The organism is Streptomyces sp. URMC 126 (genome assembly GCF_051386555.1).
In the GTDB taxonomy this organism is placed as follows: domain Bacteria; phylum Actinomycetota; class Actinomycetes; order Streptomycetales; family Streptomycetaceae; genus Streptomyces.
On record NZ_JBPQTX010000153.1, the window covers coordinates 1 to 16,339 of the forward strand.

9 protein-coding genes are annotated in these 16,339 nt (G+C 73.7%); 3 read left to right on the forward strand and 6 right to left on the reverse strand.

Annotated features, from left to right (window positions below; genetic code table 11):
• Both ACSNOK_RS19220 and ACSNOK_RS19225 read right to left on the reverse strand, forming a co-directional pair.
• On the reverse strand, positions 1-2,128 hold a 2,128-nt coding region (locus ACSNOK_RS19220; protein ID WP_436781948.1), incomplete at its 3' end, for a TerD family protein.
• A gap of 98 nt (positions 2,129-2,226) precedes the next feature.
• The gene (locus ACSNOK_RS19225) at positions 2,227-3,261 is read right to left on the reverse strand and encodes an aspartate-semialdehyde dehydrogenase (RefSeq protein WP_436781949.1); all 1,035 of its coding nucleotides are present in this window, start codon (positions 3,259-3,261) and stop codon (positions 2,227-2,229) included.
• A 164-nt stretch (positions 3,262-3,425) separates the two neighbouring features.
• Here ACSNOK_RS19225 and ACSNOK_RS19230 point away from each other — a divergent pair, with 164 nt between their 5' ends.
• Positions 3,426-3,722, forward strand: a complete 297-nt coding sequence (locus tag ACSNOK_RS19230; RefSeq protein ID WP_436781950.1) for a ribbon-helix-helix protein, CopG family — start codon at positions 3,426-3,428, stop codon at positions 3,720-3,722.
• Complete coding sequence (locus ACSNOK_RS19235) at positions 3,719-4,216, forward strand: hypothetical protein (protein WP_436781951.1); 498 nt, start codon at positions 3,719-3,721, stop codon at positions 4,214-4,216. The genes ACSNOK_RS19230 and ACSNOK_RS19235 overlap by 4 nt, the downstream gene beginning before the upstream one ends.
• Before the next feature lie 74 nt (positions 4,217-4,290).
• On the opposite strand, the gene ACSNOK_RS19240 is transcribed toward ACSNOK_RS19235, so the two are convergent.
• Positions 4,291-7,608 carry a S8 family serine peptidase gene (locus ACSNOK_RS19240; RefSeq protein ID WP_436781952.1) on the reverse strand — a complete coding sequence of 1,106 codons (3,318 nt, stop codon included), beginning with the start codon at positions 7,606-7,608 and terminating at the stop codon, positions 4,291-4,293.
• Positions 7,609-8,135: 527 nt separating this feature from the next.
• On the opposite strand from ACSNOK_RS19240, the gene ACSNOK_RS19245 reads away from it, so the two are divergent.
• Complete coding sequence (locus ACSNOK_RS19245; protein WP_436781953.1) at positions 8,136-10,019, forward strand: TIGR03767 family metallophosphoesterase; 1,884 nt, start codon at positions 8,136-8,138, stop codon at positions 10,017-10,019.
• On the opposite strand, the gene ACSNOK_RS19250 is transcribed toward ACSNOK_RS19245, so the two are convergent.
• The 3 genes from ACSNOK_RS19250 to ACSNOK_RS19260 form a co-directional block, all read right to left on the reverse strand.
• A complete protein-coding gene (locus ACSNOK_RS19250; protein WP_436781954.1) occupies positions 10,009-11,433 on the reverse strand; it encodes a DUF6177 family protein in 1,425 nt (474 codons plus the stop codon). The two genes, ACSNOK_RS19245 and ACSNOK_RS19250, sit on opposite strands and share 11 nt — an antisense overlap.
• On the reverse strand, positions 11,430-15,428 hold the full coding sequence (eccCa, locus tag ACSNOK_RS19255) for a type VII secretion protein EccCa (RefSeq protein WP_436781955.1): 3,999 nt from the start codon (positions 15,426-15,428) through the stop codon (positions 11,430-11,432). Before eccCa ends, ACSNOK_RS19250 begins: the two co-directional genes overlap by 4 nt.
• A partial coding sequence (locus tag ACSNOK_RS19260; protein ID WP_436781956.1) for a hypothetical protein occupies positions 15,425-16,339 on the reverse strand: 915 nt, incomplete at its 5' end. The genes ACSNOK_RS19260 and eccCa, both read right to left, overlap by 4 nt.

Below are 16,339 nucleotides of genomic sequence, written 5' to 3' on the forward strand. Positions count from 1 at the left end.
GGGTGATGTGGGTGGGGGGTGTGACGTCGACGAGGGGGACGGTCTCGGCGGCGGGGACGGCGCTTTCCGGCGCTCGCGCCGGTTCGGGACGGGGCGTGGCGTCTTGGGGCGTGGTGTGGTCGACCCGGCCGTCCGTGAACGGCTGGTCCGTGAACGGCTGATCGGCGAGCGGCTGGTCGGCGGTCGCGTGGGCGTCCACGGTGTGAACGTCGGTGTCGTGGTGGGCATCCGTGTGCCCGGTGGGCGTGGGCGGGAAGTCGGCCGCCGTCGCCTCCACCACCGGTCCGCCCGCGCCCGGTTCCGGGGAGACCGGCCGGTTCGTGATCCGCGCGACCACGGCCCGCTCCTCGCCGAGGGGCGCCTCCGTGGACGTTCCCGCCTCGGGGTCCGGATAGCCGGGGTCTGGGAGACCGATGCCCGGGAGGCCGATACCCGACAGGCCGCCGGCGGGCGCTTCGGGTTCCGCGACCGTCGGACCGCCGGATCGCGGTTCCGGGCCGACCCCGTGGTTGCCCTGGACGGGGGGCCTCAGGACAGGCTCGGGCGCCCCTACGGCGGACTCGTACCCGAGGGCGAGCCCGTCGAGAGCCGCGTCAGCCGGGCCGCCCGGCCCCGGAACACCCTGACCGGCCGCGACCCCCGACGGAAGCCCCGGGCCCTCGTGGCCCCGCGCGGGCGCACCGACACCCCCCGGCACGTCCGGCGGGTAGGCGGGCATGTCAGGGACGTGCGCCGGGACACCGGAAGCGGAGCCGGAAGCCGTGTCGCCGTGGGCTTCGTACCCGGGCCCGTCAGGCCCGCCGACGGCGAACACCGAACGCGCCCCGGCCCCGACCATCGGCCCACCAGGCACCGGCACATCGTCCCCCGCGCCCGCAGCGAACGGCGGCTCGGCCCCCGCGCCCATAGCGAACGGCGGCTCACCCCCCGGCGCATGGCCGCCCGGGCCGTCAGCCGTCTCCGCGCCGGTCCCGTCCCCGGCCTCCATCCCCGCGCCGGTCCCGAGCCCGGCCGGAGAACCGACGGTCTCGGGTGTGAAGGTCTCCGTCCCGGTCCCGGCCGGAGAACCGCCTGTCCCGGGCGCTGCGAAGCTCCCTGCCCCCGTCCGGTACGGCGGCTCGCCCCCCGGCGTCAGGCCGCTCGGGGCACCGGACGTCCCCGCGCCCGTCCCGTCCCCGGGCAGCGGTCCGAGCGGCACCGGTGGCGGGTCGGCCGCCTCGGGCGCGTAGGCGGCGGCTTCCGTTCCGTACGGCGGCTCCGCCCCCGGCACGAGGGAGCCGGCTTCCGCCGTGAAGGGGCCGCCGGGCACCGCGGCGTACGGCTCCGCCGCCCCCGCGCCGAGGCCGTCCCGGCCTCCCGCCGCGTACGCCTCGCCCGCGGGGCCGGGGCCGTACCCCCCGTACGTCCCGTCACCGGCCGGCGAGCCGTCGCCCGGGGCCGCGGCGTACGTCCCCGCTCCGGCCGCTCCGGCGGCGTGGGCGTCGCCGTCCGCCGCCCCCGCGCGGTGCGCCTCGACCACGCCGCCGAGGCCGGAGGCGTACGCCCGGAGGACGGCCGCGAACCGCCAGCCGCCGTCGTCCTGCCGCCGGAACTCGCCGAGGACGGCGGCGGTGGCCGAGGCGGCCGCCGCCCCGGAGTCCGCGCCGGACCGGGCGTCGTCCGCGCCCGGCGCGCCGAGGGCGTCGGGTGCCCCCGCCGCGTCCTCGCCGTCCTCGAAGCGCACGCCGTCCTCCAGGGCGACGTGCGCGACCGGCGTGCCCGCGGCCGTGGTGACGGCCAGGCCGAGGCCCGGGACGCGGCCGAGGGCGCGGCCCTTCGTGGCGACGGCCACGGCGATCCTCGTCACGTCCGGCTCGATCAGCGCGGGGTCGATCACCAGCCACTCGGCCACCAGGCCCGCCTCGCCCTCGGAGGTGCCCAGGTGGTGCACGGCCCCGGAGGGGTGCGCGGCCTGGTGGGAGGAGACGAGGTCGGCGTCGGCGCGCAGCGCGCCGCGCGCGTCGAGGAGCAGGGCGGCGACGCTGAGCGCCCCGGCGTCGGGGAGCGCGGGCACGGCCGTCCAGGTGACCGCGGCGTGCAACGGCTCGGCCGGGACGGTCAGATGTTCGCCTCTGGCTATCCGGTTCATGAACGGCACTCTCCCACGGGGGTCGGACAGTGCGGCCCGAATTACGCCCGGGCATGGCGAAGGGCGGGGCCCGGAGGACCCCGCCCGCCGTCGTCAGGTCACGCCCGGCCGCGCAGCTCGGCGGCCACCAGCTCCGCGATCTGCACCGCGTTCAGGGCCGCGCCCTTGCGCAGGTTGTCGCCCACGACGAAGAAGGCGAGGCCGTGCTCGACGGTCTCGTCCACGCGCACGCGGCCGACGAACGTGGCGTCCTTGCCCGCCGCCTGGAGCGGGGTCGGGATCTCGGACAGCTCGACGCCCGGGGCCTCGGCGAGCAGCTCGTAGGCGCGCTCGACGCTCAGCGGACCGGCGAAGGAGGCGTTGACCTGCACCGAGTGGCCGGTGAACACGGGGACGCGGACGCAGGTGCCGGAGACCTTGAGGTCGGGGATCTCCAGGATCTTGCGGGACTCGTGGCGGAGCTTCTGCTCCTCGTCGGTCTCGAACAGGCCGTCGTCCACGATCGAGCCGGCCATCGGCAGCACGTTGAAGGCGATGGGCCGCTTGTAGACGCCGGGCTCGGGGAACTCGACGGCCTCGCCATCGTGTGTCAGCTCGGTCGCGCGGTCGGCGACCTTGCGCAGCTGCCCGTCGAGCTCGGCGACGCCGGCCAGGCCGGAGCCGGAGACGGCCTGGTAGGTGGTGGCGACGAGGCTGCGCAGGCCGGCCTCGGCGTGCAGCACCTTCAGGGCCGGCATGGCGGCCATGGTGGTGCAGTTCGGGTTGGCGATGATGCCCTTGGGGCGGTCGGCGACCGCGTGCGGGTTGACCTCGGAGACGACGAGCGGCACCTGGGGGTCGCGGCGCCAGGCGGACGAGTTGTCGATCACGACGGCGCCCTGTCCGGCGACCTTCTCCGCGAGCGTCTTGGAGGTGGTGCCACCGGCCGAGAAGAGGACGATGTCCAGCCCGGTGTAGTCGGCCGTGGCGGCGTCCTCGACGGTGACGTCCGTGCCCTGCCAGGTGATCGTGGACCCGGCGGACCGCGCCGACGCGAACAGGCGCAGCTCCGTCACCGGGAAGTCGCGCTCGGCGAGGATCTTGCGCATGACCCCGCCGACCTGTCCGGTGGCTCCGACGATTCCGACTCTCACAGGGGGCTCCCATTGCTCATGTAGGACACATGCGTCACTTCCGGGGACGGTGGGCCCGGCAGGCGCGGTTCCATCATGCGGGAGCGGGGGGCCCGAAAGTCCAATTCATTGGGCGGAGTATCAATCCCCGGACAGCCGTAACACGCAGTGCTACGCTCGCGAACATGGCGCCCAAAGAGCGATTCAGCATCAGCATGGACCCCGAGCTCAAGGAGGCCCTAAGGGAGCATGCGAAGGCCATGGGCCTGGATGTGACGGCCTATGTCACGGCCGCCGTCCGCCGCCAGATGGCGGAGGACGAGGAGGTCGCCCGCCGTTTCGCCGTGATCGACGCCGATATCGCCCGGACCGAGGCCATGCCCGCCCCGGAGGGCGCGGACCCGGAGTTCTCGGCTGAGGAGCTCGCCGCGGCGCGAGCCGGTCTGGCACAAGCCCTCGCCGCCGGGCGGGAAGCGGCGTGAGCACACCCGTCTTCGTGTACGACACGGGGATGCTGATCGCTCTGGAGCGACAGGACCCCGCGGCTCGGCTCCTGCACCGGGTCCAGACCGAAAGTGGCCACCCGCCGGTGGTGCCACTGCCGGTCCTGGCCCAGGCATGGTGCCCGGGGCGCTGGACGCCTCTGAGCCGGGTGGTCCCCGAGTGCGTCGTCTTCGGCGTTCGGGCGGCGTCGGCGCCACCTTGCGGCGTCTGCATCGCCGGCCATACCGAGGACGACGCCCGGCGCGCGGGTCGGCTGCTGGCCACCGCGGCGGTTCCGGAGCAGAAGCGCCCCGACGCCGTGGATGCTCTGGCGGTGGTGATCGCGGCCCGGCACCCCGCAGCGGTCGTCGTCACGTCCGATCCGTACGATCTCGTCGCCTACCGCGACGAGCTGGCCGACCGCACGGGTGTGCGGGTCCTCGCGGCCCCGGACATCGCGGGGATGCTGGCCGGGAAGCGTGTCCTGCGCTGACCTGCTGCCTCGCACCGAAAGGGGCGGGCGCCCGGAAACCGGACGCCCGCCCCGTCTGATCGGTCAGCGACCGGTCAGGAGACGACCTTCTCGATCGTCACGCTGCCGCTCCCCGCGACCGTGCCGCGCTCGTTGACGAGCTGCACCTCGCCGGAGAACGTCCGGCCCTCGGGGGCCGCGCCCGCGACCACGACCTCGGCCGTGACCTGGGCGGACTGCCCGTTGCCGAGCTTGACGGACTGGCCGGCCGGGACCTTGACCTCGCCCAGGGAGGGGGCGAAGTAGACGTCCCGGTAGTCGTAGGCGGTGGTGCCGGAGGGCACCTCGTAGCCGGTGACCTCGACCGTGTACTCGCCGGCGGCGGGCTTGGTCAGGACGACCTGCTCGTCGGAGCCGCCGCTGGTGGAGGAGCCGACCGGCTTGCCGTCCTTGTAGACCGTGAGGTCGAGGTCGGCCTTGGGGTCGGCCGCGCCGCCGATGGACGCCTCGAAGCGGGTGACGCCCTCACCGATGGTGACCTTGGACGTCTGCTTCTGGCCCTTGCCGATCTGCCGGCGGTCGACCTTGGAGGAGCCGAGGCGGCCGCCCTGGAGCGTGCCGTCCAGCGGCGCGAAGGTGTTCGTCGCCTTCCAGGTGACGGAGGCCGGGGTGCCGACCTTGGCCTCGGCCACCTTCCGCACGGCCGGGTCGAAGGAGGCGCCCAGCACGGAGGCGGTCACCGTGTACGGGTTGTCCAGCAGCGGCGAGGTGCGCCGCGACTCGACCTCGATCTCCCAGACGCCCGGCAGCGGGTTGGCGTACGAGCGCACGTCCGGGCGGCAGGTGTTGGCCGGGTTGTTGTAGTTGGGGTAGCAGTTGATCGTGGAGGTCGGGTCCACCGGCATGCCGTACGAGTTGATGGCGATGAACCGGGTCTGGCTGTCCTTCGCCAGACCGCTCATCGCGATCTCCAGCGTCTTGGCGCCCTTGGGCACGGTCACGAAGTACGAGGTGGTGGCGTTGCGCTGGGCCGTACCGCTCTTCGCGACCCGGTACGCCGGGGCGGCCAGCGGCTCCGCGACCACGACCGTCGTCATGATCTGCTTGTCGATGCCCTCGGTGCGGTCGTCGTCCACGGTGAGGATCGCGCTGTGGATGCCCGCCGACTTCGGCTTGGCCGTGACCTTGACGGTGACGGGCTTGTTCAGCGGCAGCCGGACCTCGTCACGGCTCGCCAGCTTGAACGTTCCGTCGTTGTTGCGCCACTTCAGCTCGTGCCAGACGTCCTTGGCCGGGCCGGAGGTGCGGGTGACGGTCACGTCGTAGGTCTTCGACTCGCCCGCCTTGAGGCCGCCCTCGCGGTCGTAGAGGCCGGTGCCGAAGCCGGGCGTCTTCAGCGAGCCCGAAAGGGCCGTGGAGACGGGCGCCTTGACCGTGTAGTCGTGCGCGGTGGCCTTGTGGCGCAGCGCGTCCCACGCCTCGTTGACGTCGATCAGGCCGGAGCCCTGCTCGTACGCCTGGAAGCCCTTGATCTTCTTGGCGGTGCTGGTGAGGGCCGTGCGCAGGTCGGCGGGGGTGAGCTTCATCCCCTTCTGCTTGGCGGCCGAGATCAGCAGGGCGGAGGCGCCGGCGGCCTGCGGGGAGGCCATCGAGGTGCCCTGGAGCATGCCGTAGCCCGGGGGCAGGTCGTAGCCGGACTCGGCGACGGGCGCGCCCGGCTCCCAGGTCGGCGTGGTGTTGACGGACGCGCCCGGCGCGGTGATGACCGGGGTGAAGCCGCCGTCCTCGCGCGGGCCGCGGGAGGAGAACGGCATCATGGCGTACTTCGTCCGCACTTCGGAGCCGTAGTTGGCGGCCCAGGTCTCCTTGGAGACGGAGGCGCCGACGCTGAGGACCTTGTCCGCCAGGCCGGGGTCGCCGATGGTGTTGGCGCCGGGGCCGCTGTTGCCCGCCGAGATCACGAGCTGCACGCCGTAGGTGTCGATGAGGCGCGTGTAGAGCTCGGAGCGGGCGTTGTTGCCGTCGTTGAGCGCCGGCAGGCCGCCGATCGACATGTTGACGATGTCGACGCCGCGGTTGACGACCAGGTCGATCATGCCCTCGGTGAGCGCGATGTTGGTGCAGCCGCCGCTCCAGGTGCAGGCGCGCGAGGACACGATCTTCGCGCCGGGGGCGGCGCCGTTCATCTCGCCGCCGAACAGGCCGTTGGCCGCGGTGATGCCCGCGACGTGCGTGCCGTGCTCGGACTCGATGACGCCGATGTTGACGAAGTCGGCCTTCTTGCCGACCCAGTCGCCGCCCTTGGGGTCCATCGGCACGTCCTTGCGGACCTGCACGACGAACGGGATGCGTTCGGCGATGGCGGTCTTCGGGTCGTCCTTGCCGAAGTAGCCGACCTGGTAGCCGTCCTTGTACGGCTTCATCTCGGCGTCGTTCCGGAAGTCGCCGTCGTCGTCGAGGTCGACGCGGACGGTGCCCTTGGCCTTGTCGTAGAGGACGGCCCAGGAGTCGGTGGTGTCGCCGTCGCGGTTGAGGTCGCCCTTCATGTCGCCGCCGGTGGTGGCGGACTCGCGGAACAGCGACACCTGGTAGGAGCCCGCGGGGGCGGAGTAGGTGCGGCCGTTGAACGAGAAGGACGGGCCGGACGCGTCCTGCGTCATCGGCAGCCAGGTCCGGTCGTCGTCCGTCAGCGGGTCGGTGGACGTCACCCAGTCGACGATCTTGCGCTCGCCGGTGGTGGTCTTCTGCAGCGCGGGGTGGGCCAGGTCCACGCCGGAGTCCAGGACGCCGATGGTGACGCCCCGGCCGTCGGCCTTGGGGTGGTCCTCGACGAAGTCCACGGCACCGGTCTCGAAGGCCGGCTGGTACGGGTTCTTGGCCGGGGTCCGCTTTCCGGGCGCCGGGTAGGAGCGGCTCTTCGGCCCCTTGGCGCCCGCCACCGCGTCACCGCGCGGCGTCGGGTCGGGAAGCTTGATCTCCTGCTTGAGGTCGATGCCGTGCACCGACGAGAGCTTCTGGGCCTCGGCGATCACGGCGTCGGCCTTGGCGGTGGGGACGGTCGCCCGGACGTAACCGAGCTTCTCGTACTCCTTGCCCACCGAGGCGCCCTGGACGGAGCCCAGCTTCCCGGCGATCTGCTCCGTCTGGCCCGGAGCGGTGGCGATCATCATGGTGACGGTCCGCTCGCCCGCGGACTTGGCCTTGGCGAGCAGGTCCGCACCGTGCGAACCGAGCTTGTCCTTCGCGGGGTCGGCCGGCTTGACCGGTCCCGGGGCCGGGGGCTGCGGCCCGTCGGCGAAGGCGGGGGCCGCGCCCGTGGCGGCGAGTGCCACCGCCGCGGCGGCGGCGACGGCTATTCGGGACGCGCGTCTCGCGCCGCCGCGGGAAGCGTGGCGAGATGTGGGGGTGGTCATGGACATCCCTGGCTGGTGAGTGAACGGCTGCCGACGGCAGGTCCGGATATCGGAACCGGATGGGGGCTCACTTTTATGGAAGTGACGGGCTTTTGGGGAGAGTTGCCAGCGAGGGAAAGTAAGGATGGCGTAAACCCGCCAGCGGTCACACGGGGAGGAAGCGGGACGGAGGCCGTGAACCCTTTGAGGAGGGGTGCCTGATCGAGGAGGGGGTGTCTGAGGGCCGAGGGGCGGGGGCTTACGGTTCAGCCATTCAGGGCAAACGGAGTACACCGGGACCGGCGGGGCCATAGGGTTTTCCGGGATGCGTTCCCTGTCGGGTGAACGCTGAGTGAGGCTCAGCGTTCCAGGGGACGAGTCCTCCATGTCGGTTCGCAGTAGCCAAGATCGATGTGCGGTGATCGGCGGCGACCGTTGCCGCCCCGTTCACGCCCGGGTCATCCGCGCTGCCAACGATCCTCGGTGACAGCAGCCGCAGCCCACCAGCACCTCCGCTCGCATTCGCGTTCGCACTCGGGGAGACCGCCATGCACAGCAGATCCGGCAGATCCGCTCCGTCTCTCGACTCCGCTTCGTCCGTGGCCTCCGGCCCGTCCGACGACTCCGGTCCGTCCGGCGGTTCCGGTCCGTCCGACGACTCCGGTCCGTCCGGCGGCTCCACTTCGTCCCTCGGCCCCGGTCCGTCCCTCGGCCGCGGTCCGTCCCTCGGCTCCGGCCCGTCCCTGGGCCGCCGGGGGTTCCTGGCCGCGGCGGGTGCCGTCGGCACCGGCCTCGCCCTGGGGCCCTCCGGCGCGGCCGCCGCCGACGAGCCCGTACCGCAGACCCCGGGCGCGCTCCCCGACGGCGGCGCGGCCGACGCCGAGGCCGCGGCTCCGACGGGGGCCGGTACCACGCTCGTCTCCGTCGCCACCCCGCGCGGCACCGGCGCCTACAAGCGGCTGGGCGACGGCCCGGGCTGGCCCCGCGTCGTCCGTACGGAGCTGGCCCCCGCGCGCGCCGACCGCACCCGGCGGCGTACCACCATCGCGTCGTTCGTCCAGTTCACCGACCTGCATCTGACGGACGTCCAACACCCGCTGCGCTATGAGTTCTTCCGCGCCGGGGGCGAGGGCGCCTGGCGCCCGCACGAGGCGCTGACCCTGCCCGGCGTGGTCTCCCTCGTCGAACGCGTCAACAAGCTCCGCCGCGGCCCGGCCACCGGCACCCCCCTCCGCTTCGTCATCACCACCGGCGACAACGGCGACGAGAACGCCAAGATCGAGGCCGAGTGGTTCCTCACCGCCCTCAGCGGCGGCCGGATGAACCCCAACACCGGCGACCCCCGCCGCTACGAGGGCGTCCAGAACAGCGGCCTCAAGCTCTACTGGCACCCCGAGAGCTCCCTCCGCGACCAGGACAAGGCCCTCGGCTACCCGCGCATCCCCGGCTACCTCACCGCCGCCATGCGCAGCGTCAACAGCCCCGGCCTGAACATCCCCTGGTACTCCACCTTCGGCAACCACGACCTGCTCTCCGGCGGCTGCTACCCGGCCGCGGGGTCGTTCATCGCCGACGTCGCCGTGGGCGGCAAGAAGCTGTACACCGTCTCCGCCGACGAGGCCAAGTGGCTGATGGACGGCGAGCTGCACGGCGCGGACCCCAAGGGCAAGCGCATAGAGGAACTGCTCCGCAAGCACAAGAAGGAGCTCCGCGGCGTCACCCCGGACCCCCGCCGCGTCCCGTTGACGCAGCGTCAGTACGTCGCCCTGCACCTGGACCGCCGGTTCGCCGGCCGCGGCCCGGTCGGCCACGGCTACACCAAGAACAACCTCGACTCCGGCACCCTCTACTACAGCTTCCGCGTCTCCGACCGGGTCGTCGGCATCAGCCTCGACTCCACCGACCCCGGCGGCCACTACCAGGGCTCCCTCGGCACCGCCCAGCTCGACTGGCTCGACCGCACCCTCAAGGCGCACAAGAACGAGTACGCCCTCGTCTTCAGCCACCACCCCAGCTGGAGCATGAACAACACCGTCCCCGACCCCGCCCGCCCCAACGAACAGCGGCACGGCGGCGCCGAGGTCATCGCCCTCCTCCAGCGCCACAAGAACGTCCTCGCCTGGATCAACGGCCACAGCCACCGCAACCGCATCCGCCCCCGCGGCACCTTCTGGGAGATCGCCACCGCCTCCCACGTCGACTACCCGCAGCTCGCCCGCGTCATCGAGATCACCGACAACCGCGACGGCACGATCTCCCTCTACACCACCCTGATCGAGTCGGCGGCCCCCCATCGCACCGACTACCACGACCTCTCCCAGACGGGCCTCGCCTCCCTCTACCGCGAACTCGCCTACAACGCCCCGGGCGGCGACCGCACCCTGGCCGGCGAACCGACGGACCGCAACACGGAGTTGCTCCTCAAGCGGTGACGCGTCCGGCTCCCCGCAGATGCCGCGTCAGCCGCTCCAGGGCGGCCCACCCGTCCCCGTGCGACGATCCGTCGCCCAGCGGGTAGTACAGACCGGGCCGCCCGGGCGGCCCGACCCGAAGCGGGGAGCCGGCCAGCGGCGCCCGGGCCGCGTGCCCGAACCCGACGCTCCGGATGCCTTCGGACCCGAGCGCGAAGGCGACGGGCACGGGCGGGGCCTCGAAGCGCGGCGGCACACTCAGATCACGTCGGGCCGGGCGCAGGTGGCAGACGAGGGAGCGCAGACCGGACCGGGACGCCAGGGTGTCGGCGAGCTCCGGCAGCGCCTCCACCGGCGGCCGCTCGCCCGGCCCGTATCCGAGGGCCAGGGTCACGTCCTCCGCGACACCCTCCGGCGTCCGGTCCACCCGCAGCGTGGCGACGGCGGGACGGTCCGGCGCCCCCACCACGACGAGCCAGGTCGGACGCGGACTGCGGCGCCGCGCCAGCGAGGTCGCCTCCTCGCGGGACCACGGGAGGCCGGCCGGCTCGGCGGAGCCCCAGCCCGCGGGCGGCGCGCCGGTGAGGGTCTGCCAGGCGGCCTCGACGGCACCGCCCAGGACCAGGTCCTCGGAGGCGGGCAGGCAGGTGCGGAACGCGACCACGAGCTGCCGCTCACCGCTCCGGTCGACCTCCCGGAACGCGTCGGCGACCAGCGTCCTCCCGTGGGCATCGGCGACGGGGGCGAACGTGCCGTCCCGCCAGCCGAGCACCGCCCCGGACAGCCCGTCGTAATAGCCGCACCGCTCGTCCCGCACCACCCAGCGGAGCGGCGGCCCGGTGAGGAGCGACCGCGTGGGCAGGGAGAGGCGACTGTGGCCCGGGGTGACGATCTGGAGGCCCCGGTCCGCGTCCGCCGAGGTGCGCAGCGCCTCGGACAGCAGGCTGGTCATGGCGATCAGCGGACGGTCCTGGAGGATCACGGCGGCCTGCCCGGTGAGCACGTCGACGGCCGGGAGCTCGGGGGGCTCCGCGGCGGTGACGCCCGAGACGTCGACGAGTCCGCCGGCTTCCGGGACGTCCCCGGACGCGTCCGGCGGCCACACCGCGCCGCCCAGCAGATCGGTGAGCCGGCCCGCCACCGCGCGCGCCAGCCGCTCCGCCCCGGGGACGCCGGTGGCGGCCCGGATCTCCGTCCACCAGCCGGTGCCGTCCGCCAGGGGAACCCCGAGCAGCCGCTCGGCCTCGCCCCGCACCCCCATCCGCAGCGGCGCCTCCACCGAGACCAGCGGGGCGCCGTCCGGGTCGCAGAGCTGGAGCACCGCCCCCTGCCCGGCCGTCCGTACCCCGGGCTCGGGGCCGCCGGCCAGCAGGGCCGCCATGATGCTCCAGGGGTCCGGCATCCCCTCGGTAAGCGCGATCACGTCCGTCGTCACGCGGGTTCTCCGTCCGCCAAGGCCGTCTGGACCAGTTGTGCCGCCGCGCCCCGGCGCACGAGGAAGCCCCGCCCCGGGGGTTGCGGCGCGGCGTAGACGCCGGGGAACAGCTGCCCCTCCTGCCGGTCGCCGGTCATCACCAGGGCCGTGGCGCCGCTCTCCCGGAGGGCCATCAGGAACGGCTCGTACAGCGCGCGGGAGGCGCCGGCCACACGCCGGGTGACGACGAAGTGCAGGCCGATGTCCACGGCCGCCGGGACGAACGGCAGGAACGGCGCCAGCGGCTGCTGCCCCGCCGCCGCGAGGGCGTCGTAGTCGTCGACGAGGACGACGATCTTCGGTCCGGGGTGCGGGCCCGCGGGCGCGGTGGGCTGGGTTCCGTCGGGCATCCGCTTCTCCAGCTCGGCGGCGACGACGGACGAGAGTCCCTCGCAGACGCGCGAGTTCGTCGCGTACCCGCCGCGGTAGGCCTCCGGGACGAGGGCGTGCAGACCCCGGCGCGGGTCCATGACCGCGAAGACGATCTCCTCGTCGCTCCAGCGCTCCATCAGGCCCCGGGCGACCGATCGCAGCAGGTTCGTCTTCCCGCACTCGCCGTCGCCGAGGACGAGCAGGTGCTGGTCCTGCCCGAACAGGTCGAGGGAGACCGGGCGCAGGGCCGCCTGGTCGACCCCGAAGGGTATGCGGAACGGTTCCTCCGCAGAGGAGGGAAGGTCTGCCTCGGAGAAGCGGGTGGGCAGGACGCGCACCCGCCGCACCCCCTCACCCGGCCACGCCGCACGGATCGCGGCCACCGCCTGTTCGACGGCCGACGCCAGGCCCGCCGTCGTGGCCAGCGCGTCGACGCGGGGCAGCGCGGTCTGGGCGAACAGCTTGCCGTCGGTGAGCACCCGGCCCGGCTCGTCCGCGGGCAGGGAGGCCGCGAGCTTCCGGTCGATGCCGCTGTCGCCCGCATCGTTCAGCCGCAGTTCGACTCGGGTGCCGAAAGCGGCCTGGGTGGCGATGCGTACGTCGTTCCAGCGGAGCATCGACGCGACGATGTGCACGCCGTAGCCGCCGCCGCGCTTGAGAACGTCGGTGACCGCGTCCTCCAGCCCGTCGAACGGGCCGCCGAAGGCGTCGCGCAGCGCGCCGAAGCCGTCGACGACCAGCACGACCTCGGTGGAGGACAGCTCCGGCAGCGCACCGCGGGCCCGGAGTTCACGGAGGTGTTCCACGGAGTCGATGCCGTGCTCGCGGAAGAGATCCGCCCGCTCGTCGAGCATCAGACGTACCTCCTCGACCGTACGGGCCACGCGCTCGGTGTCCGCGCGCCCGGCCACACCGCCCACGTGGGGCAGCCCGGCGAGCGGCGCCAGTCCGCCGCCGGCCAGGTCGAGCCCGTACACGGCGACGTCGCGCGGAGTGTGGGTCAGGGCCAGGGACAGCACCAGCGTGCGCAGCAGCGTCGTCTTGCCGGACTGCGGGCCGCCGATGACGGCGGCGTGCCCGCCGGAGACGGTCAGGTCGAGGACCCAGCGGCCCTGCCACTGCCGGGCCGGGTCGTCGAGCAGCCCGAGCGGCACTCTCATCGGACCATCGCCCGCAGCCGGGCCCGGCACCCGGCCTGCGACCGGTGGCGGCGCGCAGGCGTCGAGCGGCACGGTGCGCGGCAGGGGCGGCAGCCAGACGGCGCGAGTGGGCGGGGCGGCGTCCCGCAGGCGGTCCACCAGGACCGACATCGGTGTGGGCCCGGGCGCGCGGTGGCGCTCGGGGGGCTCGCCCGGAGCGGCGACCGGCTCCTCGGGGGCGCTGACGGCGGGATAGGGCCGGACCATCGGGCCGGTGTCGTCCGCGTCCAGAACGGCGGGGCCCCGGTACGGGCCCGAGACGAAGCCCGCCTTGAACCGCCGGTACACGCTCGTGTCGACCTTGAGGTAACCGAACCCGGGGAGGGGCGGCAGCTGGAAGGCGTCGGGGGTGTCCAGCACCGTCCGGCTCTCCTCGGCGGAAAACGTGCGCAGGCCCAGCCGATAGGAGAGGTAGGTTTCCAGCCCCTTCAGCTTGCCGCTCTCGATGCGCTGACTGGCGAGCAGCAGATGGACGCCGATGGACCGGCCGATGCGGCCGATGGAGAGGAAGAGGTCGCCGAAGTCCGGGCGCTCGGTGAGGAGTTCCCCGAATTCATCGATGATGACGAAGAGGTGCGGCATCGGCTCCAGGCCGGGCCTGGTGGCGCGCAGGGCCCGGTAGGCGCCGATGTCGGCCAGGTTGCCCGCGTCCCGCAGCACCTGCTGACGGCGGCGCACCTCACCGGCGAGCGAGGTGTGCACCCGCTCCACCAGCCCCGCGCGGTGCTCCAGGTTGGTGATGACGCCGGCGACGTGCGGCAGACCGGCGAACGGGGCGAAGGTGGCGCCTCCCTTATAGTCGACCAGGACCAGGGCCAGATCCTCTGGAGGGTGGGAGGAGACGAGACCGAGCACCAAGGTGCGCAGCAGCTCGCTCTTGCCCGAACCGGTCGCCCCCACGCAGAGCCCGTGCGGACCCATGCCGAACTCCGATGACTCCTTCAGATCCAGGAGCACCGGCTCGCCGGCGTCGTCGATCCCGATGGGCACGCGCAGGAAGGCCCGTTCGCTCCGCGGTCTCCACAGGTCGTGCGGGTCGGGGGCGGCCGGGTCGTCCAGGCCCAGCAGACCCGTGAAATCCACGGCTTTGGCGAGCGGCGCGTCGGCGACGGACTCGGCGGACAGCCTGATCGGGGCCAGTGTCCGGGCGAGCCCTTCGGCCTCGGCCGCGGACACGGGATCCACGCCGCCGATGCCGCCGCCTCCGCTTCCGCCCGCGCCGGCGAGCGCGTTCGGCGCGCGGAGATCCTCCACGAGCACCTGGTCGCCGGCCACCGTGACGCGGAGCGAGACCTCCCCCGGCTCCTGTACGCGCTCCGCCACCAAGTGCAGGACGGTGACGCCCAGCTCGCCGAGGGGCACCGTCTCGTCGGGCCGGGGGAGTTCCACGGCGTCGGCGCCGTGTCCGTCGCTGACGACGAGCAGCCGGCCGAGCAGGTTCCCGGCGTCCTCGCGGGAGAGCCCACGCCGGGCCTCGGCCGCGTACGACGTGCGGTCGCGCAGCTCGTCGCGGAGCAGCCGGGCGAGTTCGACGGGCCCCGAAGCGATCCGACGGGCCGGCACCGGGCCGTCGCGCGTCCCCGGATCGAGGACATGCGGCAGCCACTTGAGCCACTCCCAGTCGGGCAGCCGGTCCGGGGGGCACGCCAGCGCCAGGGCCACGTCGTCCGGCGCGTGGGCAGCGGCCGTCTGGACGAGCAGCGCGCGGGCGACGCGCAGTACGTCCTGCCGCTTGCCGACGACGCTGACGTTGCCGGCCCGGTCCAGGGGCACGGTGAGCGGGAGGTCCGCGGCGGTTCCGAACCGCTGGGCGAGGGCACCGGCTTCGTTGAGCATGAACGGGTCCGGGGGCGTCAGCACGTTGCCGCCCGAACCGCCGATCGCCAGGATACGGACCGGCATCCGCCCGGTCCCCATGCGCACCCTGAGGAAGTCCGGGTCCGTACGCCGCCGCTCCCACAGCCGCGCCGGGTCGCGTACGAGGTCGTGGAGGGCGGCCGGGGCCGGGTCGAGCAGCCGGGCGGCGGCCCGGTACGTCCGTTCCTCGGCGACGAGCTCCTCCCGGAGCCCCTCCAGATACTCCAGGTAACGCTCCCGCTGGCGCCTCCGTGTGCGCTGGGCCTTCCCCCGCTGCGACAGCAGCAGCCCCACCGAACCGACGACCGTGACGGCGAGTACGAGTGCGCCGATCACCGCGAACTGGCTGTTGCGGACGATCGTCATCATGACGACCGAGCTCGTGACGCCCGCCACCGGCATCAGCGAGTGCAACGCCCCGCCGACCTTGCCCTCCGGGAGGTTCGGCGGTGGTTCCACGACCCGTTCCGGAAACGGCGCCGGGGGACGGACGGTGCGGGCGGGGCGGTGCACGACTCGGGTGGTCACGATGGGCACCCGCCTCGGTCCAGGGACCGGGACAGGACGTCCGCGGCGAGCGCCGTGACCTCGTCGTGGGTGCGCCAGGCGAGCAACTCCGTCTTGACGGCTCCGCCCGCGGCGAGATGCCGGTCGTAGGGGAGCACGCGCACGGACACACCGTCGAGGCGCAGCGCCTCCCGGGCGGCATCGACGTCGACGGCGGTGTGCGGCGTCACTTCCGTCACGACCACCACGGTCCGTCGCAGCAGTCCGGTGCGGCGCAGCGTCGCCATCCAGTCGAGGACGGCACGAGTGGCCACCACGCCCTCGGCGGTGGCGGGTGCGACGAGGACCCGGGCCTGGGCGGCCACCAACGCGGTACGGGACAGCTCGCTGGGCAGCGAGTCGCAGTCGACGACGGTGATGCCGAAGTAGCGCCGCAGAGCGAGCATGACGGCGCGGTACTCGGCCAGCTCCAGGCGGGCGCCCACCCGGCCCTGGCTGCCGGGCAGCAGCCAGCCCCGGTCCGGCAGTTGGACGAGGTAGCCGGTGACGTCGGTGAGCTGCATGGACGGCGTGATGATCTGAGCGAGGTCGCCGCAGGTCCATCGCACGTCGGGCGCGCCGAGCCGGGCGGGCAGGGTGCCGAGCGCGGCGTCCGCCTCCAGCATCAGCACGGGATCCTGCCGGAAGTGCGCGTAGGTGCGGCCGAGGAGGGCCGCGACGGTGGTCTTGCCGGCACCGCCCCGGATACCCGTCACCGCGATCTGCCGTCCCGTGGTGACCGGCTGCTGGAGCACCTCCGCGATCCGTGCCGCCTGCTCCACCTCCCGGGCGACGGAACCGCCGGTCAGTCGGCGGAGGGCACGGGCGACGCGCCGGGCGGCCGGATCGCCGTGCCGCGCACGGCCCTTGAGCAGGGCGGCGGGGGTGGGGGC